Genomic DNA, 23849 nt, shown 5'->3' with positions numbered 1-23849 from the left:
GCCATGGGACCGGTCCGCGTCACGGCGATCGCGAGTCTGACTCCGCTGGAGGAGCTGGAGGCCGACCCCTTCCTGGTGGACTCCCGCAGCCAGCACGCGATGTGCGCCCGCTGGGCCGCCGAGCGCGGCTACACCGTCAGCCGGGAACTCCTCGTCCGCGGCCTGCGCACCGACCACTGCGCGCTCTGGGACGGCGTCCGCCCCGAGACGGACCTCTTCGTCGCCCCCAGCCGAAGGGTCCTGGACAGCGCCCTGTCCTCCGCGGAGGAGTTCCTCGCCGAATGCGCCCGGCGCGGGGTGCGCGTGGAGACGGTGGGATCGGCGGAACCGTCCTACGACGCCCAGATGAAGGCCCGCGTCCACCGCCGGCTGTCGATGCCGACGGCCGGCTACGACGGCCGGTAGCCCACCCGGCTCCACCGGGGGAACTCCCGCCCGTTGTGACAGGGTGAGGGGAGGCCCGCACCGACGACGGGCCGGGACGTGAGGTGTGCGGAGCGTGCGAGACGGGCGTTGGCGCCGGGTCGCCAGTCAGGCAGGGCGGAGCGTCGCGGTGTGGGCGGTCTCCACGATCACCATGCTCGTGCTCGCCGGCATCCTGCCGGACTTCCAGCTCAGGTCCGCGGACGGCGACAGCGCCACCGACATCGCCGTCACCGCGGCACTCGGCGCGGGGGCCTTCGGTGTCCTGTCCGCCCTGGTCTGGCCGCTCCTGGTACGGCTCCTGCTGCTCGTGCCCGCCCTGGTGCTCGGGCTGCTGGTGTTCTTCCTCAACGGCGCGCTGCTCCTCGTGGCGCTGCGGCTCAATCCGACCGAGCGGGGCGCCGCCGCCTGGGAGACCGCGGTCGTGGTCGCCGCCGTGATGTCGGCGGTCGCCTCCGCGACCGGCGCCGCGCTGGCCGTGCGCGACGACGACGCCTACCGGCGCCGGCTCTACCGGCTCGCCGACCGCCGCCGCAGAGGCGGCCCGCTCGCCCCGTCCACCCCGGGGACGGTCTTCCTCCAGCTGGACGGCGTCGGGTACGACGTGCTGCGGGTCGCCGTCGGCACCGGCGTCATGCCCACCCTCGCCCGCTGGCTGGACGGCGGCACCCACCGCCTCACCCCGTGGCGCACCGACTGGTCCAGCCAGACCGGCGCCAGCCAGCTCGGCATCCTGCACGGCAGCAACGAGGACGTGCCGGCCTTCCGCTGGTACGAGAAGGAGAGCCGGGAGGTGATGGTCTGCAACCGCCCGACCAGCGCCGCCGAGCTCCAGCGCCGGGCCGTCGCACGCACCGGTGACGGCGGGCTGCTCGGCGCCGACGGCGCCAGCCGCGGCAACCTCTTCAGCGGCGGCGCCGACGAGCAGGCGCTCGTGCTGTCCATCGCCACCCGCCGCCGCAGCCGCGAGACCCGGTCCCGCGCGGGCTACTTCGCGTACTTCTCCGACCCCGCCAACGCCGTCCGCACGGCCCTGTCCTTCATCGCGGAAGTGGGGCGGGAGATCGGTCAGTCCACGCGCGCCCGGGTCCACCGGGTCCGGCCGCGGGTCCGGCGCGGCGGCCTCTACCCCTTCATCCGCGCCTTCGCCACCGTCGTCGAGCGGGACGTCGTGGTCGCCGCGGTGATGGGCGACATGCTCGCCGGACGCACCGCCGTCTACGCCGACCTGGTCGCCTACGACGAGGTCGCCCACCACTCCGGGCCGGCGAGCCGCGACGCCGAGCGGGTCCTCGAACGGCTCGACCGGTCCCTGGCGTTGATCGAGAAGGTCGCCGAGCACGCCCCGCGCCCCTACCGCATCGTCGTGCTGTCCGACCACGGCCAGAGCCCCGGCGAGACCTTCCAGGCCCGCTACGGCCTCACCCTCGGCGACCTGGTGCGGGCCGGCTGCGGACTGCCGGTGCCGCGCAGGGCGCAGCGCACCCACAGCGGCGCCGAGGCCCGCGCGGCCGTCCGCGCCGCCCTGCGCCGGCCCGTCGAGGAGGGCGGCGAACAGCACCGCCCCTCGCGCCGCAGCTCCGAGCCGCTCGTGCTGGCCTCCGGCAACCTCGGCCTGGTCTCCTTCCCGGACGTGCCGCACCGGATGAGCAAGGAGGAGATCGACGCCCGCCACCCCGCGCTGCTGACGACGCTCGCCAACCATCCCGGCATCGGCTTCCTGCTGGTGCGCAGCGAGGAGCACGGCGGGGTGGTGCTGGGGCCGTTCGGCACGGAGATCCCGGTCGACCGACTGGAGGAGAACCCCGGCCCGTTGGCGGCCTTCGGGTCCGGCGCCGCCGCCGCCGTACGCCGCACGCACGGCTTCGCGCACACCGCCGACATCATGGTCAACTCCTGGTACGACCCCGGCGACGGCGAAGTCCTCGCCTTCGAGGAGCAGATCGGCTCGCACGGCGGCCTCGGCGGCGCACAGGGACGGCCGTTCCTGCTGTCGCCGGTCGCCCTGTCCGCACCCGTCGGCGACGCCGAGGAACTCGTCGGCGCCGAACACGTCCACCGCGTCCTGCGCCGCTGGCTGAGCGAGTCGGACGGCCCCCAGGTGCCGCTGCCGGAACGTCAGGACGAACGGCGGGCGGCCTGACCTGTGCCCGGACCGTCCGGCGCCGGTGTGGCGGGTGCGGGGCGCCGGAGTGTGATCGGATGGGGGCCACACCCCGGAACCGGGACCACACGAAAGGAATGACCGTGGCTACCACGCGCTCCGCACACACCGTCTGGGAAGGCAACCTGCTCGAGGGGAACGGAGTCGTGTCCTTCGACTCCTCCGGTGCCATCGCCCAGCAGCCGGTGACGTGGGCTTCCCGAGCCCAGGAGGCGAACGGCCGGACCAGCCCCGAGGAGCTGATCGCGGCCGCCCACTCCAGCTGCTTCTCGATGGCGTTCTCGCACGCCCTCGCGGGCGCCGGCACCCCGCCCACCAAGCTCACCACCTCCGCCGACGTCACCTTCCAGCCGGGCGAGGGCATCACGGGCATCCACCTCACCGTCGAGGGCACCGTGCCCGGCATCGACGAGGAGGCGTTCGTCGCCGCGGCCGAGGAGGCCAAGGTGAATTGCCCCGTCAGCCAGGCCCTCAAGGCCGTGCCGATCACGCTGTCGGCGAAGTTGGCCTGACGTTTCCGTTCGTTCCGATGCCGCGCTCCCCGGACCGGGGGGCGCGGCATCGGTGCTTTCCGGGGTACCCGGCTTTCGCGGCACGCGGCATTGACAACAGCCCACTCAAGTTTTGTGCTGGAGTCCGGGAAGTGCCCTGGCGGAAGGGGACAGCGATGGGACGCGCGGTCGGGATCGATCTGGGGACCACGAACTCCGTGGTGGCCGTCCTGGAGGGCGGCGACCCCACGGTCGTCGCCAATGCGGAGGGGGCCAGGACCACGCCGTCGGTCGTGGCCTTCGCCAAGAACGGGGAGGTGCTCGTCGGGGAGGTCGCCAAGCGGCAGGCCGTGACGAACGTGGAGCGGACGGCCCGGTCCGTGAAGCGGTACATGGGCGACGGCGGCTGGCGGTTCCCGGAGCACGGGACGGTCGACGGCACCCGCTACCGGGCGCAGGAGCTGTCCGCACGGGTGCTGCAGAAGCTGAAGCGGGACGCCGAGTCCTATCTCGGCGAGGACGTCACCGACGCGGTGATCACCGTCCCGGCGTACTTCGACGACGCCCAGCGGCAGGCCACCAAGGAGGCCGGGGAGATCGCCGGCCTGAAGGTGCTGAGGATCATCAACGAGCCCACCGCCGCCGCGCTGGCCTACGGCCTGGACCGGGGCGAGGAGCAGACCGTCCTCGTCTTCGACCTCGGCGGCGGCACCTTCGACGTCTCGCTCCTGGAGATCGGCGACGGCGTCATCGAGGTCAAGGCCACCAACGGCGACACCCACCTCGGCGGCGACGACTGGGACCAGCGGGTCGTCGAGCACCTGGTCAAGAAGTTCCAGGGGCAGTACGGCGTCGACCTCGGCAAGGACAAGATGGCGCTGCAACGCCTGCGCGAGGGTGCCGAGAAGGCCAAGATCGAGCTGTCCAGCTCCTCCGAGACCACGATCAACCTCCCCTACATCACCGCCTCCGCCGAAGGCCCCCTGCACCTCGACGAGAAGATGACGCGCGCGCAGTTCCAGGAGCTCACCGCCGACCTGCTCGACCGCTGCAAGACCCCCTTCCACCAGGCCGTCAAGGACGCCGGCATCAAGCTCGCCGCGGTGGACCACGTCATCCTCGTCGGCGGCTCGACCCGGATGCCCGCCGTCACCGACCTCGTCAAGGAACTCACCGGCAAGGAACCGCACAAGGGCGTCAACCCGGACGAGGTGGTGGCCGTCGGCGCGGCACTGCAGGCGGGCGTCATCCGCGGCGACGTCAAGGACGTCCTCCTCCTCGACGTCACCCCGCTGTCCCTGGGCATCGAGACCAAGGGCGGCATCATGACCAAGCTCATCGAGCGCAACACCACGATCCCCACCCGGCGTTCGGAGATCTTCACCACCGCCACCGACAACCAGCCCTCGGTCGGCATCCAGGTCTACCAGGGCGAACGCGAGATCGCGGCCTACAACAAGAAGTTGGGCGTCTTCGACCTCACCGGCCTGCCGCCCGCCCCGCGCGGCGTCCCGCAGATCGAGGTCGCCTTCGACATCGACGCCAACGGGATCATGCACGTCTCCGCGAAGGACCTCGCGACCGGCCGCGAGCAGAAGATGACCGTCACCGGCGGCTCGGCGCTGCCCAAGGACGACATCGACCGCATGATGCGGGAGGCGGAGCAGTACGCGGAGGAGGACCGCAAGCGCCGGGAGGCGGCCGAGACCCGCAACCAGGCTGAGCAACTCGTCTACCAGACCGAGAAGTTCCTCCGGGAGAACGACGAACGCGTCCCCGCCGAGACCAAGACCGAGGTGGAGTCGGCGATCACGGAACTGAAGACGCTCCTGGAGCAGAACGCCGACACGGCCGCGCTGCGCCACGGTGTGGAGCACTTGGCCACCGTCAGCCAGCGGGTGGGCCAGGCGATGTACGCGCAGGCCCAGTCGGAGCCCCACCCCACCGATCAGCAGACCACCACGCACCCCGAGGAGGAGGGCGTGGTGGACGCGGAGATCGTCGACGACGACCGGGAGCAGAAGGGCGGCGCCGCCTGACGGTCAGGACCCCGTCCGCTCCCAGCCCCGCCGTTCCGGACGCGGCCCCAGCCTCCTGGGGTCGCGCGCCCGGTAGACGACGTACGGCCGGAACAGGTACTGCACCGGCGCGCTGAACATGTGCACCAGCCTGCTGTACGGCACGAACGCGATCAGCGCCATCCCGACCACCGCGTGCACCTGGTACAGCACCGGCACGCCCTGCATCCGGTCGATGTCCGGCTGGAGGGTGAACAGGCTGCGCGCCCAAGGGCCGATGGACTCGCGGTAGTTGTAGCCGTCGCCGGACGCGTGGGTCAGTTTGGCGATCATGCCGAGCACGATCGCGCCGACCAGCACCAGGTACATGACCTTGTCGTTGACGGTGGTCGCACGGAACACCGGGGCCCGGGTGCGGCGGCGGTAGACCAGCAGCGCGATCCCGGCGACCGTGAGGATGCCGGCCGCGGTGCCGCCGTAGAGCGAGAACAGGTGGTAGGTGTGCTCGCTGATCCCCGCCTTGTCCGTCCACGACATCGGCAGGAACAGCCCGACGAGGTGTCCGGCCAGCACGAAGAGGATGCCGTAGTGGAAGGCCGGCGAGGCGATGTTGAGCAGCTTCGACTCGTAGACCTGCGAGGAGCGGGTCGTCCAGCCGAACTTGTCGTAGCGGTAGCGCCAGACGAGCCCGGCGACGAGCAGGGCGACGGCGACGTACGGCAGGACGCCCCAGAGGAGTGTGGTCATCAGCGCACCCCGGTGCAGGTCGGCAGTGTGGCGCATACGGCGTCCAGGACGGACGCGTACGGGGTTCCGAAGGAGGTGAGCCGGGAGCGCAACTGTTCCAGACCGTCCCGGTGTCCGGTGAGCAGCTCGGTGTTGCCGGTGCGGGCCGTGAACTCCAGGACCGCGGGCAGGAAGTCGGGCAGCTCCTCGCCGGTGAACTCGAGACCCGCGGCCCGGTAGACGTCCTTGAAGCGGACCAGCGACATCCCGCGCCGCCGGGTGTCCCCGTCCTGCCACCAGCTCAGATACAGGCTGTGCCGGTTCTTGAAGTCGAAGACCTGGACGTAGTGCGCGGCCAGTTCCTGCGGCGGGGTCACCGCCGCGTGGTCGGTGAACTCCCGTAGCTGCGGGGCGGCTTCCCGCAGCAGCGGCAGCCGGGCGTGGAAGTCGTCGTCGGGATAGGTCAGACAGAGCGCTGCTGCCTGGTACAGCACGGCGTACGACGGCATCAGACCTCCTCGGCGTCGGCGGGGTCGTCGGACGTCTGACGGCGGCGCAGGCCGTGGAAGTTCTCCACGGACACCACCGGCAGCAGTTTGCGCTGCCCGGAGTCCTGGCCGAACGGACCGTCGCCGCCCATGCCCGGACCGCCCTCGTACTCCAGGCTGCAGCCCTCCGGCAGCGCCGACTCCTCCAGGCGGCGGGCGTCGCCCACGGCGGCGGTGGGGATCACGTAACGGTCGTCGTACTTGGCGATCGCCAGCAGCCGGTACATCTCCTCGATCTCGCCCGGCTTCATCCCGACCGCGTCGGTGACGGACGGGTCCGGTTCCTCACCGAGGTTGATCGCCCGCATGTGGGCCCGCATCGCGGCGAGCTTCTCCAGGGACGCCCGCACGGGCGCGGTGTCGCCCGCGGTGAAGACCTCCGCGAGGTACTCCAGCGGGATGCGGAGCGTGTCGATGGCGCCGAAGAGGTTCCCGGCGTCCTCGCCGTCGTGCCCGGTCTCGGTCAGCGCGTCCACCACCGGCGACAGCGGCGGGATGTACCAGACCATGGGCATGGTGCGGTACTCGGGATGCAGGGGGAGGGCCACCTTGTACTTGCTGATGAGCGCGCGCACGGGGGAGCGGCGGGCCGCCTCCATCCAGTCGTACGAGATCCCCGCCTCCTCGGCGGCCCGCTGCACCGCGGGATCGTCCGGGTCGAGGAAGACGCCCAACTGGGCCTCGTACAGGCCCTTCTCGTCGGGGGTGGACGCCGCGGCCGTCACCTTGTCGGCGTCGTAGAGGATCACTCCGAGGTAGCGCAGGCGGCCCACGCACGTCTCCGAGCACACCGTCGGCAGGCCCACCTCGACGCGCGGGTAGCACAGCGTGCACTTCTCGGCCTTGCCGGTGCGGTGGTTGAAGTAGACCTTCTTGTACGGGCATCCGGTCACGCACATCCGCCAGCCCCGGCAGTGGTCCTGGTCGACCAGGACGATGCCGTCCTCCGCCCGCTTGTACATCGCGCCGGACGGGCACGAGGCGACGCAGGACGGGTTGAGGCAGTGCTCGCAGATGCGCGGCAGATAGAACATGAAGGTCTGCTCGAACTCGAACTTCACCTTCTCCGCCGCCTGTTGGCGGGTCCGCTCGACCATCGGGTCGAGGTCGCCGTAGGCCGGGGCGCCCGCGAGGTTGTCGTCCCAGTTCGACGACCACTCGATCTTCATCGGCTTGCCGTCGATCTGCGAGATCGGCCGGGCGACCGGGAAGTCGTCGCCGAGCGGGGCGTCCGTGAGGTTCTTGTAGTCGTAGGTCCAGGGCTCGTAGTAGTCCTTGATCTCCGGGAGCTTGGGGTTGGAGAAGATGCCGAGGAGTTTGTGGAAGCGGCCGCCCCCCTTGAGCTTCAGCGCGCCGCGTTTGTTCAGCTCCCAGCCGCCGCGCCACTTCTCCTGGTCCTCGTAGCGGCGCGGATAGCCCTGCCCGGGGCGGGTCTCGACGTTGTTGAACCAGACGTACTCCATGCCCCGCCGGTTGGTCCACGCCTGCTTGCAGGTGACCGAACAGGTGTGGCAGCCGATGCACTTGTCGAGGTTCATGACCATCGCGATCTGAGCCATCACCCGCATCAGTACTGCACCTCCTGGCTGCGGCGGCGGATGACCGTCACCTCGTCGCGCTGGTTGCCCGTCGGGCCCAGGTAGTTGAACGCCCAGCTCAACTGGGCGTAGCCGCCGATGAGATGGGACGGCTTGAGGATCAGCCGGGTCAGCGAGTTGTGGATGCCGCCGCGCATGCCGGTGGCCTCCGCCTTCGGGACGTTGACCGTGCGCTCCTGCGCGTGGTGCATGTAGACCGTGCCGGCCGGCATCCGGTGCGAGACCACGGCCCGCGCCACGACCACGCCGTTGCGGTTGACCGCCTCGATCCAGTCGTCGTCCCGCACGCCGATGGCGTCGGCGTCCTGCGGGGACATCCAGATGGACTGGCCGCCGCGGGAGAGGGCCAGCATGAAGAGGTTGTCCTGGTACTCGGAGTGGATGGACCACTTGTTGTGCGGCGTGAGGTAACGGACCGTCACCTCCCGCTGCCCGTCCGGCCCGAGCTGCGGCTCGCCGAACAGCTTGTTCATGTCCAGCGGGGGCCGGTAGACCGGGAGCGCCTCGCCGAGCTCGTGGATCCAGTCGTGGTCGAGGAAGAAGTGCTGGCGGCCGGTGAGGGTGTGCCAGGGCTTGAGGTGCTCGGTGTTCAGGGTGAACGCCGTGTATCGGCGGCCGCCGGACTCGCTGCCCGACCACTCGGGGGACGTGATCACCGGCACCGGGGCCGCCTGGGTGTCGGCGTAGGTGACCCGCTTGCCCTCGTGCTCGGCGGCCAGGTGGGCCATCTCCTGGCCGGTCCGGGCCTCCAGGGTGTGGAAGCCCTGGGTGGCGAGTCGTCCGTTGGTGGTGCCGGACAGGGCGAGGATGGTGTTCGCGGCCTTCACGGCGGTGTCGATCGAGGGGCGGCCCTCGTGCCCGGTGCCGTTCAACTCGCCCAGGTGACGCACCTCTTCGTCCGGCCTGAGCGCGATGCCCTTGCAGGGCAGGCCGAGTTGCTCGACCAGGGGCCCGAGGGCCCGGAACTTGGCGCCGATCGCGGTGTAGTCGCGTTCCACGACGGTCAGGTTCGGCATGGTCCTGCCGGGGACCGGGTCGCACTCGCCGCGCTTCCAGTCCAGGACCACCCCGCCCGGCTGGGCGGTCTCGCCCGGGGTGTCGTGCTGCAACGGCGACGCCACCAGGTCCTTGCGGGTGCCCAGGTGCACGACGGCCAGCTCGCTGAGCCGGTCGGCCAGCGCCTTGAAGGTGTCGAAGTCGGTGCGGGCCTGCCAGGGCGGGTCCACGGCCGGGGTGAAGGAGTGCACGTAGGGGTGCATGTCGGTGGACGACAGGTCGTGCTTCTCGTACCAGGTCGCCGCCGGCAGGACCACGTCCGACAGCAGCGTCGACGAGGTCTGCCGGAAGTCCAGCGACAGCAGCAGGTCGAGCTTGCCCTCGGGGGCCCGGTCCCGCCATGTCACGTCACGTGGGCGCTCGCCCTCCGCCGCTTCCTCGGCGTTCAGTGACGAGTGCGTGCCCAGCAGGTGGCGGGTGAAGTACTCGGCGCCCTTCGCCGACGAGCCGAGCAGGTTGGCCCGCCACAGCGTCAGCACCCGCGGCCAGTTCTCGGGGGCGTCCGGGTCCTCGCAGGCGAAGTTCAGGGTGCCCGCGCGGAGTTCGGCCACCGCCTTGGCCACCGGGTCGCCGAAGACCTCGCCCAGCTCCAGGGGGTTGCGGTCGAAGGTCGGGTAGGACGGCATCCAGCCCGAACGCGCCGACAGGGCCAGGCAGTCGGCGCCCGTCATGCCCTTGAACCGGCCCTCGCCGAGCGGCGAGGACAGCACGTCGGCGGTGAAGTGGTCGTAGCGCCACTGGTCGGTGTTGAGGAACCAGTACGCGGTGCCGATCATCTGCCGCGGTGGCCGTGACCAGTCGGAGGCCGCGGCGAGGGTGGCCCAGCCGGTGACCGGGCGGCACTTCTCCTGGCCGACGTAGTGCGCCCAGCCGCCGCCGTTGCGGCCCTGGCAGCCGGTGAGTTGGAGCAGGGCCAGGAAGGCCCGGTAGATCGTCTCGGAGTGGAACCAGTGGTTGGTGCCCGCGCCCATCAGGATCATGCAGCGGCCCTTGGAACGTTCCGCGGTCCGCGCGAACTCCCGGGCGATCTTGACGCACTTGGCGGCCGGGACGGAGGTGTGCACCTCCTGCCAGGCCGGGGTGCCGGGCGCCTCGGCGTCCTCGTAGGAGGCGGGCCAGCTGCCCGGCAGGCCGGGGCGCCGGACGCCGTACTGCGCCAGCAGCAGGTCGAACACGGTGGTCACCAGCGGACCGTCGGGACCGCCCAGGCGGGTCGCCGGCACACCCCGGCGGACGACGTCGCCGCGGCCCTGGCCGTGCTCACCGCCCTCGGTGTCGAAGCGGGGGAGCAGGACCTCCACGCCGCTTGCGATGCTCTGCCCGTGCAGCGTCAACGTCGGTTCGACCGCGCCGAGTTCGAGGTTCCAGCGCCCCTTGCCGGACTCGGTCCAGCGGAAGCCCAGGGAACCGTTGGGGACGACCGCGCGCCCGCTCGCCGCGTCCAGCACCACCGTCTTCCACTCGGCGCCCTCGCCGTCCTGGCCGAGATCGGTGGCGCGCAGGAACTTCGCCGGGACGTACCCGCCGTCCTTCTCGGTGAGTGTGACCAGGAACGGCAGGTCGGTGAACTTCCGTACGTAGTCCGCGAAGAACGGCGTCTCGCGGTCGACGAAGAACTCCTTCAGGATGACGTGGCCCATCGCCAGGGCCAGCGCGCCGTCCGTGCCGGGGTGCGGGTGCAGCCACTCGTCGGCGAACTTGGCGTTGTCCGCGTAGTCCGGGGCGACCACCACGACCTTCTGCCCCCGGTAGCGGGCCTCCGCCATCCAGTGCGCGTCGGGCGTGCGCGTCACCGGGACGTTCGAACCCCACATCATCAGATAGGCGGCGTCCCACCAGTCGCCGGACTCCGGGACGTCGGTCTGGTCGCCGAAGACCTGCGGGGAGGCCACCGGGAGGTCGGCGTACCAGTCGTAGAACGACAGCATCGGGGCGCCGATGAGGGAGTGGAAGCGGGCGCCCGCCGCGTGCGAGGCCATCGACATCGCCGGGATCGGGGAGAAGCCGGCGATGCGGTCGGGGCCGTAGGTCTTGATGGTGTGGACGTGCGCGGCGGCGACGATCTCCACCGCCTCGTCCCAGGTCGCCCGCACCAGGCCGCCCTTGCCGCGGGCCTGCTGGTAGCGGCGGCGGCGCTCGGGGTCGTTCTGGATGTCCGCCCAGGCCACGACCGGGTCGCCCAGGCGGGCCTTGGCCTCGCGGTACATCTCCAGCAGGGCGCCGCGGACGTACGGGTAGCGCACCCGGGTCGGCGAGTAGGTGTACCAGGAGAACGCGGCGCCCCGGGGGCAGCCGCGCGGCTCGTACTCGGGGCGGTCCGGACCGACGCTCGGGTAGTCCGTCTGCTGGGTCTCCCAGGTGATGATGCCGTCCTTGACGTACACCTTCCACCGGCACGAACCCGTGCAGTTCACCCCGTGCGTGGAGTTCACGACCTTGTCGTGGCTCCAGCGGTCCCGGTAGAAGGCGTCCGCCTCACGCCCGCCGGTCAGCTCGATGCTGTGCAGGTCGGGTGCGGGCGCGCCCGGCCGGAAGTACCGCCCGGCCTTCAGCAGCGCCGCACCCGGCTCGGTGGGCGGGGTCTGGGTGTCGGTCACATGCGCTCCCTTGCTGGCCCGTGCTTCCGAAGCTAGGGGCGAGGGCGGGAACGCACCTGTTCACGGCACCCGTACGGGTGCTCGGCCAGGTCCTCACGCGGGTCAGAGCTTGCGGGCGACCCCCGCGTACACCGGGACGATGCCCTCGGCCTGGGCCTCGACGTCGACGGGGTCCGGCCGCCAGCCGGTCACCGGGATCACGCCGGGGCCCAGCAGCTCCAGACCGTCGAAGAAGCGCGAGAACTCGGGCAGCGAACGGGGATGGAACGGCGTACCGCTGGCCCGGAAGTGCTCCGCGGCCCGGCCGATCGCCTCCGGGCTCAGATCGGGGGTGACCTGGGAGAGGATCACGAAGCTGCCGGGGGCGAGCTCGGCGACGTACCGCCCGAGCAGGCCGTAGGCGTCGTCGCCGGCCGGGTCCACGTCCAGGTAGTGGGTGAGCGCCACCAGCGACAGCGCGACGGGCCGCGAGAAGTCCAGGGTCTCCGCGGCCGACCGCAGGATGGTGTCGGGGTCGCGGACGTCGGCGTGCACGTAGGCCGTGGCGCCCTCGGCGGTGCTGTGCAGCAGGGCCTGGGCGTGCCGCAGGACGATCGGGTCGTTGTCGACGTACACGACCTGTGCGTCCGGGGCGATCTCCTGGGCCACCTGGTGGAGGTTGGGCTCGGTGGGGATGCCGGTGCCGATGTCGAGGAACTGGCGGATGCCCGCCTCGGCGGCCGTCCGCACGGCCCGGTGCATGAACCGGCGGTTGGCGCGCGCCCCGCGCACCACCGTGCCGTCCGTGGCCAGGATTCTGCGCGCCAGCTCCTCGTCCACCGGGTAGTTGTCCTTGCCGCCCAGCCACCAGTCGTACACCCGGGCCGGATGCGGCCGGGTGGTGTCGAGGATGGTGGGCGCGGCGTCGGCTCCGGTCATGCGGTGTCTTCTCCTCGGTCCTCTGTCGTCCTCGGTACGTTCAGTAGGTCGCGCGGCGCTCCCGCAGGATCTTCTTGGTGCGCTCGGCCGACGCGGCCCGCGCCGTCATGTGGTCCAGGACCTCCAGGTGCAGGGAGACCTCGGTGCGGGAGTCCAGGTACAGGGCGCCGGTCAGATACTCCGTGAACGCCATGTCGGGCAGCTCGGGCTCGGCGAAGCGGAACAGCGAGAACGGTGCGTACGTCCCCGGGTGCGGGCCCGCGGCGAACTCGGCGATCTGCAACGTGATCCGGTCGCGCTCGGCGAACTCCAGGAGCTTGTCCAGCTGCTCCCGCATCACCGCGCCGCCCTGGCCGACCGGCCGGGCCAGCACCGTCTCGTCCATGATCACCCACAGGTGGGGCGGGTCCGGGCGCTCCAGGAGCTGCTGGCGGGCCATCCGCAGGGACACATGCCGCTCGACGGTGTCCGGGCCGGCCTGCGCGATCGTCCCCGCCTCCATGACGGCACGCGCGTACGCCTCGGTCTGGAGCAGACCGGGCACGAAGTGCGGCTCGTAGGAGCGGATGATGCGGGCCGCGCCCTCCAGGCTCACGTACAGGCTGAACCAGTCCGGCAGCACGTCGTGGAACCGCTGCCACCAGCCCGGCTGGTTCGCCTCCTCGGCCAGCGCGACGAACGCGTCCGCCTCCTCCTCGGAGACGCCGTACGTCGACAGCAGCATCTGCACATAAGGGATCTTCAGGGCGACCTCGGCCATCTCCATGCGCCGCACGGTCGCCGGGGCCACGCGCAGGACCTTCGCGGCCTCCTCGCGTTTGAGCCCGGCCGCCTCCCGGAGCTCCTGAAGCCGCTTGCCCAGCACCACCTGACCCACGGTGGGCGCAGGCCGCCGCTCACTCACGCCACGCCTCCCCTACGCGCCGAAGTATCCGAGGCAGTGTGTCATGTTCCGCTGACAGTCTCACGTGATCGGTGGTGAGGCGCTCGCCACGTGGGCCGCGCGGGGCATTACCTCGAACGTAATCGACCCGGCCGCCGGTCGGCGGGATCGTGGTGGCACCGGGTCCCGGGCGGCGCACTCCGCCCGGGACCCGGGACCAACCAGACCTCGGTGAAGGGTGATTCATCATGTCCGCGACCCAGCTGTCCGTCCTCGCCCGGACCGCCGACCCGCACACCGCGCTGCGCCGCTTCCTCGCCCTGGACGCGGTGGTGACCGGCGCGAACGGCCTCGCCTACCTCGCCGCCTCCGGACCGCTGGGGCGCCTGCTCGGTGTCGGCTCCACGCTGCTGCTCGCCCTCGGCGCGTTCCTGGTGGTCTACGCGGCCGCAGTCGGAGGACTGGCCTCCCGGCCGCGCCCGGCGACGCTGCCGGTCCGTGCCGTCGTCGAGGCCAACCTCGCCTGGGCCGCGCTGAGTTGTGCCGCGCTCGCGCTGTGGCTGTCGCCGACCACGGCGGGTGCCGTGTGGACCGTCCTCCAGGCCCTCACCGTCGCCGGCTTCGCCGTGCTCCAGCACATCGCGCTGAGGGCACGTCAGGACACGAACCCCTGAAGGTACTTGGCCGTCGCCGGGTCGGCCGGGAGGAACGTCTCGATGGCCAGCTCGGCGACGGTCACGTCCATGGGGGTGTTGAAGGTGGAGATGGACGAGATGAACGACAGCACCCGGCCCTCGTGCTCGATCCGCAGCGGCAGCGCGAAGTACGCCGCCTCCTCCTCCGGCTCCTCGTCGTCGCCGTCGTGCGCGAGCGGGTATGCCGCGACCTCCTCGTACAGCGCCCGCAGCGGCTCCGAGCGGCGCAGGGCGATCTGCCGCTCCATCTGCTCCAGGAGATGGCCGCGCCACGCCCGCAGGTTGCGGATGCGGGGCGCCAGGCCCTCCGGGTGCAGCGTCAACCGCATCGCGTTCAGCGGGGGTTCGAGCAGGGTCTCCGGCACGCCGTCGAGCAGCATCATGATGCCGCGGTTGGCCGCGACCACGTGGTACGTCGCGTCCACCACCAGCGCCGGGTACGGCTCGTAGCCGTGGATGAGCCGCTCGATGCCGTCGCGCAGGGCGCCGAGCGCGGGGGCGGCCAGCGGAGTCTCCGGGTAGTGCGGGGCGTAACCGGCCGCCAGCAGCAGCGCGTTGCGCTCCCGGACCGGGACGTCCAGATGCTCCGCCAGCCGCAGCACCATCTCCTCGCTCGGCCGCGAACGCCCCGTCTCGATGAAACTGATGTGCCGCGCGGAGGAGTCGGCCCGCAGCGCCAGCTCCAGCTGACTGACCCGGCGCTGCTCCCGCCAGGCCCGCAGGAGGGGGCCGACGCCCTGTTCGGCGGCAAGGGTGGTGGTCATACGACGACCGTAGACGAACCCGGTGGACACGGGCGAAGAGAAATCGGTGCCGGACGTCGGCGGGCCCCTTCTGACCAGGGCCTGCGCGGCCCCCCTGTGGCACGCTGAGAGAACACCCGCAGCTCGCCCGCAGCCCAGGAAGGAGCGGCGTCATGGCCGTCGAACCGCTGTCGCAGAAGGAGATCGAGGACCGGCTCGCGGAACTGCCGGGCTGGTCGCTCGACGGTGACCGCCTCACCTGTTCCTACCGGCTGCCCTCGCACTTCGCGGCCACCGCGATGGTCGTCCACATCGCCCAGGTCCAGGAGGAGCTCGACCACCACTCCGACCTCACCCTCGGTTACAACACCGTGTCCCTGAGTGTGAACACCCACAGTGCCGGCGGCGCGGTCACCGAGAAGGACTTCGAGCTCGCCCAGCGGGTGGCGGCGCTCGCCCCCGGGCACGGAGCCCAGTGACGGCGTGCTGGACTACGACAAGGAGGCCGACGCCTACGACGCCACCCGCGGCGGCGAACCCCGCGCCGCCGCGGCCGCCGACGCGGTCCTCGGTCTGATCCCGCCGGCCGCCGGCCGCCTCCTCGACGTGGCCTGCGGAACCGGCATCGTCACCCGGCGGTTCGCGACCGCGCGGCCCGCGCTGCGGGTGACGGGCGCCGACCTGACGTACGGCATGGCCCGCAGGGCCGCGGCGCGGCTGCCCGGCGCGATCGTGCTGGGCGACAGCCGCCGACTGCCCTTCCCCGACGGGGTGTTCGACGCGGTGACCAGCGTGTGGCTGCTGCACCTCATCCACGACCCCGACCACACTCGCGGCATCGTCGCCGAGTGTGCCCGCGTCCTGCGGCCCGGCGGGGTCTACGTCACCACCGTCGACAAGGCCGCCGCGCACGACGTCGGCAGCGACATCGACGCCGTCCTCGCCCCGCGCCCGCGTCGGCCCGCCCCGGACGCCGCGCGCCGCGTGGAGTCGTACGCCGCCGCACAGGGCCTGGTCGCCGCCGGCCGGGCCCGCTTCACCGGCCTCGGGCAGGGCCGCAGCCCCCGGCGCACCGCCGCCGACCTGCGGCGCGGCTGGTTCACCACGCTGCCGCCCGGCGACCGGCGCACCGAGGAGCTCGCCGTGCGCCTGGCGGCCCTGCCGGACCAGGACCGGCCGCGCGCCGACCCGGTCTTCGCGCTGCGCGCGTTCAGGAAGCCCGGGTGAACTCCATGACCCAGTTGGTCAGCCAGGTGTCCCCGCCGTCGACCGAGAACGCCTGCTCCCAGCGGGCGCCGGTCGCGGAGACGTCGGACCACACGAACCGCACGCGGACGTCCTTGCCGTCGTGTGTGTCGTCGCCGTAGAACTCGCCCCGCCCGTCGGCGAACCGGCCGAACACGGGTGGGAACAGCGTTCCGGTCCTGCTGGACGCCCAGTTGAGGGACCACTGCCCGCTCTCGCGGTCGAAGAGCCGCAGGGTCGCGCCCTTCGCCCCCAGGTGCGGCATGTCGATCTCGTCGATGTTCGCGGCGCCGTCGAACAGCGGCCGGCAGCGGTTGGTGGCCGGGAACTCCTCCCAGTCGCTGCCGGGGTCGAGGAAGTCGGTGCGACGACGGTTGGCCACCTGCCAGTCGCCGTGGAAGAAGTCGAAGTCGTGCGGGCTGCTCATGAGCGGTCTCCAGTGGTTCCTGCGGGCAGGGAATCGGCCAGGTAGGCGTCGAGATCCGGGACGTCGGGCGCGAGCAGATGCCGCACCCAGGCGTCCCGTTCGTGCAGGATCGGCGGCAGCTCCCAGACGCAGCCGATCCAGGGCAGGGCGGGGGTGATGAAGTGGGTCGGGTCGATGTCCGGACACCACAGCGCCGGCTGCCCGGCCGCGGCGCCCCGGAAGTGCAGCACGTTGTCCCAGACCCAGCTGTAGGCGTTGAGATAGGCGCCGGTGTCTTCGCCCCGGTGCAGCACCACGAAGGTCGCGGGCGGCGTGCCGTCCGGCTCCGGCAGCAGCTCCGGGAGGATGTCGTACGCCGCCTTCTCGACGTCGGGCGCGATACCGGCCGGGTCGCTGGTGACGTGGTAGCGCTTGATGTGCCGGCCCGCGACCTCGATGGGCTCAGGCACGGTCAGGAGCTTCTCCTTGAAAGCCATGACGGGACGTTAAGGCGGCTTCACTGACACCTTCTGTCAGTGAAGCCGGGGGATCTCTGGGACTCTGTACCGGTGAAGTCCAGTCGCCTCGTCTCGATCCTCCTCCTGCTCCAGACCCGGGGCCGGATGACCGCCGCCCAGCTCGCCGCGGAGCTGGAGGTCTCCGTGCGCACGGTGTACCGGGACGTGGAGGCACTGGGCGCGGCCGGCGTGCCGCTGTACGGCGACGCGGGCCACGCCGGCGGCTACCGCCTCCTCGACGGCTACCGCACCCGCCTCACCGGCCTGACCGCCGACGAGGCCGAGGCGCTCTTCCTGGCGGGCGCCCCCGGCCCGGCCGCCGAACTGGGGCTGGGGTCGGTGCTGGCCGCCGCGCAGCTGAAGCTGCGGGCCGCGCTGCCCGCGGAGCTGCGCGCCCACGCCGACCGGGTCAGCGCCCGCTTCCATCTCGACGCGCCCGGCTGGTACGCGGAGACCGACGACACCCCCTACCTGCCGGCGGTGGCGGACGCGGTCTGGAACGGCCGGGTGCTGCACGTCCGGTACCGCCGCTGGGCCCGGCCGACGGACGTGGAGCGCCGCCTCGAACCGTACGGGCTGGTCCTGAAGGCGGGCCGCTGGTACGTGGTCGCGGGGCCGGGACCGCGCACCTACCGCGTCGACCAGATTCTCGAACTCGCTGCCGCGGACGAGGAGTTCGATCGCCCCGACGACTTCGACCTGGCTGCGTACTGGACCGCGTACCAGCGCGACTTCCACGAACGCCTCTACCGGGAGGAGGCGTTGGTCCGGCTGGCGCCGGGGGTGACACACCCGCGGGCGACGACGTACGGGCCGGAACAGGGTGACGGCTGGCGGCAGGCCAGGGTGCCGGTCGAGTCGGTCGACCGCGCCCTGAGCGAGCTGCTGTCCATGGGCACGGGCGTCGAGGTGCTGGAGCCGCCCGAGCTGCGCGAGCGACTCGCCCGGACGGTACGGGAGTTGGCCGCTCGGTACGCCGGATGAGCGGCAACCTTCCGGCGGGCGGCGGCGACGGGGGAGTGGAACCCGTCCGTCCTCCCGGGAGGTACGTCTCGTGCAGCACCCGCACCCGCATCCGCACCCCCACCAGCACCGCAGACGAAGGGCCGTTCTCTCCGCGCTGGGCGCCACCGCGGCGCTCGTCGCCGCCGGACTCACCCAACTCGCCACCCCCGGCACGGCGGAGGCCGCGACCGCCCGGCAGGTGGAGAAGCTCGACCGGGGCGTCGTCAGCGTCCACACCGACGCCGGCAACCTGGTCAGCTGGCGCTGGCTCGGCACCGACCCGAACGACGTGTCCTTCAACGTCTACCGGGCCGGTACGAAGGTCAACTCCACGCCGGTCACCGGCTCGACGAACTACTTCCACTCCGGCGCCCCGGCCCAGGCCGACTACACGGTCCGTGCGATCATCGGAGGTGTGGAACAGGCCGACTCCGTCCACGCGATCCAGTTCCGCACCGGCTACAAGGACGTCCCGATCAGCCCGCCGGCCGGCGGCACCACCCCCGACGGCGTCGCCTACACCTACGAGGCCAACGACGCCTCCGTGGCCGACCTCGACGGCGACGGGGCCCTGGACTTCGTCCTGAAGTGGCAGCCGACCAACGCCAAGGACAACTCCCAGTCCGGCTACACCGGCAACACGATCGTCGACGGGATCAAGCTCGACGGCACCCGGCTGTGGCGCATCGACCTGGGCCGCAACATCCGCTCCGGCGCGCACTACACGCAGTTCCAGGCGTACGACTACGACGGCGACGGCAAGGCCGAGGTCGCCATGAAGACGGCGGACGGCACGGTCGACGGCACCGGCGCGGTGATCGGCAGCTCCTCCGCCGACCACCGCAACTCCAGCGGCTACGTCCTGTCCGGCCCCGAGTACCTGACCATGTTCAACGGCCAGACCGGCAAGGCGATGGGGACGGTGGACTACGTCCCGGCGCGCGGCACGGTCTCGTCGTGGGGCGACTCCTACGGCAACCGGGTCGACCGCTTCCTGGCCGGGACGGCGTACCTGGACGGCGCCCGCCCCTCCCTGATCATGGCCCGCGGCTACTACACCCGCACCGTCATCGCGGCCTGGGACTGGCGAGGCGGCGCCTTCACCCGCCGCTGGACCTTCGACACCAACTCCTCCACCAACTCCGGCAAGGGGTACGACGGTCAGGGCTCGCACAGCCTGTCCGTCGGGGACGTCGACAACGACGGCAAGGACGAGATCGTCTACGGCGCGATGGCGGTGGACGACAACGGCAACGGCCTGTGGACGACGAAGACGGGCCACGGCGACGCCCAGCACCTGGGCGACCTGGACCCCTCACACGCGGGCCTGGAGTACTTCAAGGTCTCCGAGTCGTCCTCCCAGCCCGCCGAGCTGTACATCAACCCGGCGAACGGCACGGTCAACTGGAAGCTGGCCGCCTGCTGCGACAACGGCCGCGGCGTGGCCGGCGACATCTGGGCGGGCAACGACGGCGCCGAGGTCTGGTCGGCCTCCGACTCCTCCATCCGCGACGAGGCGGGCGCCACGAAAGGCCGCGAGCCGTCGTCCGTCAACTTCCTGTCCTGGTGGGACGGCGACACCACCCGCGAACTCCTCGACGGCACCCACATCGACAAGTACGGCACCTCCTCCGACACCCGCCTGCTGACCGGCGCCTCGGTCCACTCCAACAACGGCACCAAGGCGACCCCGTCCCTCTCCGGCGACATCCTCGGCGACTGGCGCGAGGAGGTCGTCTGGCCGACGACGGACAACACGGCACTGCGCATCTACTCGACGCCGTACGAGACGACGACGAAGATCACCACCCTGCTCCACGACCCGATGTACCGCACGGGCCTGGCCTGGCAGAATACGGCTTACAACCAGCCCCCGCACCCCAGCTTCTTCATCGGCGACAAGATGGCGACGGCACCGCGCCCGTCGGTCTACACCCCCTGAGACACCACGCGTCGAGGCCCCGCCCGGAGCACCTCCCGGGCGGGGCCTTGTCGTCGGTCACCGCTCAGCTCACCGTGCAGCTCTGATCGCCCACCTTGAACGCGGCCGGTTTGCCGTTCGTCCCCGACCAGCTGCCCGTGAAGCCGAAGCCCACGGACGAGCCCGCCGCCACGTTGCCGTTCCAGCCGACGTTCTTCGCGGTCACCGCCGTGCCGGACTGGGTGTACTCGGCGTTCCAGAGCTGACTGATCGTCTGGCCGTCGGGGAAGGACCAGGCGAGGGACCAGCCGGTCCAGGCGCTGGTGCCCGTGTTGCTGACCTGGACGTCCGCCTGGAAGCCGCCCGACCACTGGTTGGTGATCTTGTACGTCACCGCGCAGGCGCCCGTCGGGGTCGGCGTCGGGTCGGTGCCGCCACCGCCACCGCCGTCACCGCCGCCCGTGTTGGAGGTGTCGCCGTAGATGACCCCGCGACCGTTCGTCGAGACGTACACGCGGCCGTAGACCCTCGGGTCGCCCGTGATCGCCGCGCCCGTCCAACCCCACTGGTGGGCGTCGTCGTTGATCCGGGTCCAGGTCGAACCCTGGTCCGTGGAACGGAAGATGCCGCGGACACCGCCGATCTTCGCGCTGGTGTACAGGGTCTGGTACGACGCGCCCGTCGCCGCCTTGCCGAAGCCGATCGCGTCGGCCTGCTCCACGTCGGAGAGCTTGGTGAAGCTCGTGCCGCCGTTCGTGGAGTGCCACAGGCCGTACGCCCCGTCGCTCGCGCCGCCCGCCAGCCACACGTCGCCCTTCGTGCCGGGCAGCGCCTTGAAGCGGACGCTGTCCCCGGCGGGCAGACCGGTCGCGGCCGACGCGGTGAAGGTCGCGCCGCCGTCCGAACTGACGTAAAACTTGCCCGACTTGAAGCCGTAGAAGGTCTTCGGGTCCACCCGGTCCGATTCCACGATCGCGCCCGCCGGGATGCCGGACGACGCCGACCAGGACGAGCCGAAGCCCGTCGTGTACTGCACGCCGGTGCCGGTCGGGCTCCACACGAAGCGGCTGCCGTCCGCCGCCGCGGCGACCGTGCCGCCGCCGCTGACGCCCGAAGGATCGGTCCCGCCGAACCAGTTGGCGCCGTTGTCCGTCGAGAACGCGATGTGCGGTCCCGAGTCGAGGTCGCCGACCCGGACGACCGTGTTCGGGTTCGTCTCGGCGAAGTCCAGGCTGGTCGTGGTGGTGAAGTTGGGCTGGGTGTACATCATCGACGGAACCTTGCCGAGGTCCGTGTGCCGGAAGCCGCCCACGTCACCCAGCGCGCTGAACAGCAGCGCCCCGCCGGACGGGGGAGCGGCGAGGTCGTTGACCGCCGTCTCCTCCAGACCCTGCACCATCGGCTTGATGGTGAACTGGCTGCCGGAGTCCCAGTTGGTGAGGTTCTCCGTGCCGTAGACCGTCGCGCCCGTGCCGTACATCATCCGGTCGGAGTTGAACGGGTCGATCTCCAACGACTCCGTCATCCACCCGAGTTTCGGAGCCTGTTCGGGCGGCGACGGGTTCGCGCCCCACGTCAGCCAGGGGGAGGAGGAGACGTCCATGGTGTAGCGGTTCGAGCGGCTGGGGTACGCCGTGTAGTCCCAGGCGCGGGTCCAGGTGGCGCCGCTGTCCGTGGAACGGAAGATCTGGGTGTCGGGCCACCAGGAGCTGTACCCCGTCGCCATCAGCGTCCCCGGGTGCTGCCGGTCGACGGTCAGACCGCTGAAGCCGTAGTAGGTGTCGGCCTCCGCGACCGGGCTGATGTCCGTCCAGGTGCCCGTCGCCGTCGCGTACCGCCACAGCCGCCCCTTGCCGCCGTCGTACGGGCCGCCCTTGTCGCTGTAGGCGAGGTAGAGGTAGCCGTTCGCCGCGTCCAGGACGCCCTTGTGCGCCAGGTATCCCGTCGGCTGACCGGCGAGTCGTGACCAGGTCGCGCCGCCGTCCGTCGAGCGGTACACCGAGTTCTGCAGGTCGGCGACCCCGACGTAGATCGTCTGCGTCGCGCTGCCCGACGTCCCCGTCCTCTCGTCGAAGGTGACCCAGACGATGCCCTGGTTGTCGCTGGCGTAGCCGGAGGTGTCGCTCGCGTCCTGCACGTAGTTGCCGACGTTGGGGAAGCCGGTGACCTGCGACCAGCTCGCGCCGGAGTCCGTGGACCGCCACAGGCCCTTGCCGCTCGGCGCGCCCAGATAGAGCACGCTGTTCTTGTTCGGGTCGACCGCGAGCCGCTCGCCCATGCCGCGGCCCGGCATGTTGCCGCCCAGCTTGAACGGCAGATCGGCCTTCTGCCAGCTCGCGCCCCGGTCCGAGGAGCGCAGGACGGCACCGTTCTTCGGGTCCCAGCTGTTGGTGTACGTGCCGACGGCCGCGTACACCTTGTCCGGGTTCACCGTGTCGGAGGCGAGACTGACGACGCCGGTGTGCCCCCAGTCGTCCCAGCCGACCGAGTCCAGCAGGGGTGTCCAGGTCTTGCTCGACTCCTGCCAGCGGTAGGCGCCGCCGATGTCGGTGCGGGCGTAGGCGAGGTTCTTCTCGGAGCGGTTGAAGACGATGCCGGGGACGAAACCGCCGCCGTCGATCCGGGCGTTCTTCCAGGTGTACGTGTCCGCGGCGAGCGTCACCTTGGCGGCGCTGCCGGCGGCCAGTGCGGGCGGGGTGCCCGCGAGCAGACCGGCCGCGAGCGCGAGGACGGCCGTGAGGATGCGGGTTCTTCGCACGGGGGTGTCCTACCTTTCCGGGGGACGTGGGGGATGGAGCGGAGGGGACGTGCGGACGTGCGGAGGGACGGGGAGAGGCGTGGTAAGCGCTTTCCCCGTGGGGTGAGAGGTGCCGGGCGGCCCCCAGTGCGGGAGGGGGCCACCCGGCGATATACGCGGAGCCCTTAGCGGGGGCTGATTATTCGAGAAGCTCCGCGTAAGAACCCATGGCCAAGGCGATGTCCGCCTGGGCCCAGAACCGGTGGTACGTGAACGACGGCACCGCGCCGCCCGCGAGGTACGCCTCGATCTTCGACCAGGCCGGGTCGTTCTTGTAGAAGGACCTGATGGACTCGAAGGTGGACGAGGAGTTGATCGCGTCGCCGTTCGGCATCTTGCCGGTCCAGCCGGACGGGATGTACACCGTGTCGTCGAAGCGGTTGTAGTCCGCCCGGTTCTCCGGCACCGCGATGCCCAGGCTGTCCTGGTAGTTGCCCCACATGCCGTCCAGGAGCTTCTTCGCCGTCGTCGCGGCCTCGGTGTCACCCGAGCGGTCCGCGTAGTACGTCAGGGTCTTGGCGTACGCGGCGGCCACCCCGACGTCGTTGGTGTAATCAGCGACGGTGACGTGCAGCCCGCTGTTGGAGCCGGGGCTGGAGGCGTTCCAGGTGTCGGGCTGGCCCGACCACTGCAGGGTGGAGGGGATCTGGTAGGTGCCGTCCGGGTTGATCGTGGTCTTGGACAGCGCCCACTTGACCCATTTGTCGAGGACCGCCTTGGCCTGCGCGTTCCCCGTCTGCTGGTAGTACTCCGCCACTCGCTCCATCGACCACGCCTGGAAGCCGAACCACTGGTTGGACGGCGGGTCGTGGTAGACGGGCTGCTCGTCGTAGTACATGCCGTAGAAGGTCGACTTGCCGGCCGGCGGGGTCGCGTAACGGCCCGCCCAGCTGTTGGTCGCACCACCCGCGATGGCACCCTCGTCGGACTGCAGCCAGCGGTAGAACTCCAGCTGCCGGGTGAGCGAGGTGCCCCAGTCCGCCGCGCCCGTCGAGGACTTGGGCTTCAGGTCCGCGTACGAGCTGAGCGCGTAGGCCGCCAGGGGGTTCTGGTAGCCGCCGTGCGCGTGGCTGGAGCCGATGCGCCAGGCCCAGCCC

At 71.3% G+C, this 23849-nt stretch carries 20 protein-coding genes; 9 read left to right on the top strand and 11 right to left on the bottom strand.

The genetic code is table 11. From position 1 onward, the window contains the following. Positions 1 to 3: 3 nt before the first annotated feature. The 4 genes from DI272_RS09110 (at position 4) to dnaK (ending at position 5117) form a co-directional block, all read left to right on the top strand. Positions 4 to 405 (top strand): hypothetical protein, encoded by a 402-nt coding sequence (locus DI272_RS09110; RefSeq protein ID WP_109494856.1) that lies wholly within the window; start codon positions 4 to 6, stop codon positions 403 to 405. An 85-nt stretch (positions 406 to 490) separates the two neighbouring features. Further along, complete coding sequence (locus DI272_RS09105) at positions 491 to 2566, top strand: alkaline phosphatase family protein (protein ID WP_109494855.1); 2076 nt, start codon at positions 491 to 493, stop codon at positions 2564 to 2566. Between the two features lie 104 nt (positions 2567 to 2670). Then, positions 2671 to 3099, top strand: a complete 429-nt coding sequence (locus DI272_RS09100) for an OsmC family peroxiredoxin (RefSeq protein ID WP_109494854.1) — start codon at positions 2671 to 2673, stop codon at positions 3097 to 3099. A 155-nt stretch (positions 3100 to 3254) separates the two neighbouring features. Next, positions 3255 to 5117 carry a molecular chaperone DnaK gene (dnaK, locus tag DI272_RS09095; RefSeq protein WP_109494853.1) on the top strand — a complete coding sequence of 621 codons (1863 nt, stop codon included), beginning with the start codon at positions 3255 to 3257 and terminating at the stop codon, positions 5115 to 5117. A 3-nt stretch (positions 5118 to 5120) separates the two neighbouring features. On the opposite strand, the gene narI is transcribed toward dnaK, so the two are convergent. The 6 genes from narI to DI272_RS09065 form a co-directional block, all read right to left on the bottom strand. Next, on the bottom strand, positions 5121 to 5843 hold the full coding sequence (narI, locus tag DI272_RS09090) for a respiratory nitrate reductase subunit gamma (RefSeq protein ID WP_109500749.1): 723 nt from the start codon (positions 5841 to 5843) through the stop codon (positions 5121 to 5123). Continuing rightward, positions 5843 to 6331, bottom strand: coding sequence for a nitrate reductase molybdenum cofactor assembly chaperone (narJ, locus tag DI272_RS09085; RefSeq protein ID WP_109494852.1), 489 nt, complete (start codon positions 6329 to 6331; stop codon positions 5843 to 5845). The genes narI and narJ overlap by 1 nt, the downstream gene beginning before the upstream one ends. Then, positions 6331 to 7938 (bottom strand): nitrate reductase subunit beta, encoded by a 1608-nt coding sequence (gene narH, locus DI272_RS09080; protein WP_109494851.1) that lies wholly within the window; start codon positions 7936 to 7938, stop codon positions 6331 to 6333. Before narH ends, narJ begins: the two co-directional genes overlap by 1 nt. Then, positions 7938 to 11621, bottom strand: a complete 3684-nt coding sequence (locus DI272_RS09075; RefSeq protein WP_109494850.1) for a nitrate reductase subunit alpha — start codon at positions 11619 to 11621, stop codon at positions 7938 to 7940. The genes narH and DI272_RS09075 overlap by 1 nt, the downstream gene beginning before the upstream one ends. Before the next feature lie 102 nt (positions 11622 to 11723). Continuing rightward, on the bottom strand, positions 11724 to 12539 hold the full coding sequence (locus tag DI272_RS09070; RefSeq protein WP_109494849.1) for an SAM-dependent methyltransferase: 816 nt from the start codon (positions 12537 to 12539) through the stop codon (positions 11724 to 11726). Between the two features lie 40 nt (positions 12540 to 12579). Beyond that, positions 12580 to 13443 carry a helix-turn-helix transcriptional regulator gene (locus DI272_RS09065; protein WP_109494848.1) on the bottom strand — a complete coding sequence of 288 codons (864 nt, stop codon included), beginning with the start codon at positions 13441 to 13443 and terminating at the stop codon, positions 12580 to 12582. 227 nt (positions 13444 to 13670) lie between these two features. Between DI272_RS09065 and DI272_RS09060 the strand changes: the two genes are divergently transcribed. Further along, the gene (locus tag DI272_RS09060; protein WP_109494847.1) at positions 13671 to 14096 is read left to right on the top strand and encodes a hypothetical protein; all 426 of its coding nucleotides are present in this window, start codon (positions 13671 to 13673) and stop codon (positions 14094 to 14096) included. Here the strand turns inward: DI272_RS09060 and DI272_RS09055 are convergent. Then, positions 14078 to 14881, bottom strand: a complete 804-nt coding sequence (locus DI272_RS09055; RefSeq protein WP_109494846.1) for a helix-turn-helix domain-containing protein — start codon at positions 14879 to 14881, stop codon at positions 14078 to 14080. The genes DI272_RS09060 and DI272_RS09055 overlap by 19 nt on opposite strands. A 152-nt stretch (positions 14882 to 15033) precedes the next feature. Here DI272_RS09055 and DI272_RS09050 point away from each other — a divergent pair, with 152 nt between their 5' ends. Further along, positions 15034 to 15339, top strand: a complete 306-nt coding sequence (locus DI272_RS09050; RefSeq protein ID WP_109494845.1) for a 4a-hydroxytetrahydrobiopterin dehydratase — start codon at positions 15034 to 15036, stop codon at positions 15337 to 15339. 4 nt (positions 15340 to 15343) lie between these two features. Further along, entirely contained in the window at positions 15344 to 16087 is a 744-nt protein-coding gene (locus tag DI272_RS09045; protein ID WP_109494844.1) for a class I SAM-dependent methyltransferase, read from the top strand. Here the strand turns inward: DI272_RS09045 and DI272_RS09040 are convergent. Together DI272_RS09040 and DI272_RS09035 are read right to left on the bottom strand one after the other, a co-directional pair. Beyond that, positions 16071 to 16532: a hypothetical protein gene (locus DI272_RS09040; protein WP_109494843.1), complete on the bottom strand. Its 462-nt coding sequence runs from the start codon at positions 16530 to 16532 to the stop codon at positions 16071 to 16073. The two genes, DI272_RS09045 and DI272_RS09040, sit on opposite strands and share 17 nt — an antisense overlap. Beyond that, the gene (locus DI272_RS09035) at positions 16529 to 17008 is read right to left on the bottom strand and encodes a hypothetical protein (protein WP_109494842.1); all 480 of its coding nucleotides are present in this window, start codon (positions 17006 to 17008) and stop codon (positions 16529 to 16531) included. The genes DI272_RS09040 and DI272_RS09035 overlap by 4 nt, the downstream gene beginning before the upstream one ends. Before the next feature lie 72 nt (positions 17009 to 17080). Between DI272_RS09035 and DI272_RS09030 the strand changes: the two genes are divergently transcribed. Both DI272_RS09030 and DI272_RS09025 read left to right on the top strand, forming a co-directional pair. Next, positions 17081 to 18013 (top strand): YafY family protein, encoded by a 933-nt coding sequence (locus tag DI272_RS09030; protein ID WP_109494841.1) that lies wholly within the window; start codon positions 17081 to 17083, stop codon positions 18011 to 18013. Positions 18014 to 18083: 70 nt separating this feature from the next. Then, positions 18084 to 19976: a rhamnogalacturonan lyase gene (locus DI272_RS09025; RefSeq protein ID WP_109494840.1), complete on the top strand. Its 1893-nt coding sequence runs from the start codon at positions 18084 to 18086 to the stop codon at positions 19974 to 19976. Positions 19977 to 20040: 64 nt separating this feature from the next. On the opposite strand, the gene DI272_RS09020 is transcribed toward DI272_RS09025, so the two are convergent. Together DI272_RS09020 and DI272_RS45195 are read right to left on the bottom strand one after the other, a co-directional pair. Next, the gene (locus DI272_RS09020; protein WP_109494839.1) at positions 20041 to 22713 is read right to left on the bottom strand and encodes a cellulose binding domain-containing protein; all 2673 of its coding nucleotides are present in this window, start codon (positions 22711 to 22713) and stop codon (positions 20041 to 20043) included. 178 nt (positions 22714 to 22891) lie between these two features. Beyond that, positions 22892 to 23849: glycoside hydrolase family 48 protein (locus DI272_RS45195; RefSeq protein ID WP_309221650.1), on the bottom strand; the 958-nt coding region annotated here is incomplete at its 5' end.

This window comes from Streptomyces sp. Act143, assembly GCF_003143935.1.
GTDB lineage: Bacteria > Actinomycetota > Actinomycetes > Streptomycetales > Streptomycetaceae > Streptomyces.
The sequence above is the reverse complement of the archived record's forward strand: the minus strand, read 5'-3'. Positions and strand labels throughout refer to the sequence as shown.

Bases quoted from the DNA above. Each gene is read 5' to 3' on its own strand.
- DI272_RS09110 (WP_109494856.1), top strand. From the start codon at position 4: ATGGGACCGGTCCGCGTCACGGCGATCGCGAGTCTGACTCCGCTGGAG.
- dnaK (WP_109494853.1), top strand. From the start codon at position 3,255: ATGGGACGCGCGGTCGGGATCGATCTGGGGACCACGAACTCCGTGGTG.
- narI (WP_109500749.1), bottom strand. From the start codon at position 5,843: ATGACCACACTCCTCTGGGGCGTCCTGCCGTACGTCGCCGTCGCCCTG.
- narJ (WP_109494852.1), bottom strand. From the start codon at position 6,331: ATGCCGTCGTACGCCGTGCTGTACCAGGCAGCAGCGCTCTGTCTGACC.
- narH (WP_109494851.1), bottom strand. From the start codon at position 7,938: ATGCGGGTGATGGCTCAGATCGCGATGGTCATGAACCTCGACAAGTGC.
- DI272_RS09070 (WP_109494849.1), bottom strand. From the start codon at position 12,539: ATGACCGGAGCCGACGCCGCGCCCACCATCCTCGACACCACCCGGCCG.
- DI272_RS09060 (WP_109494847.1), top strand. From the start codon at position 13,671: ATGTCCGCGACCCAGCTGTCCGTCCTCGCCCGGACCGCCGACCCGCAC.
- DI272_RS09055 (WP_109494846.1), bottom strand. From the start codon at position 14,881: ATGACCACCACCCTTGCCGCCGAACAGGGCGTCGGCCCCCTCCTGCGG.
- DI272_RS09050 (WP_109494845.1), top strand. From the start codon at position 15,034: ATGGCCGTCGAACCGCTGTCGCAGAAGGAGATCGAGGACCGGCTCGCG.
- DI272_RS09040 (WP_109494843.1), bottom strand. From the start codon at position 16,532: ATGAGCAGCCCGCACGACTTCGACTTCTTCCACGGCGACTGGCAGGTG.
- DI272_RS09035 (WP_109494842.1), bottom strand. From the start codon at position 17,008: ATGGCTTTCAAGGAGAAGCTCCTGACCGTGCCTGAGCCCATCGAGGTC.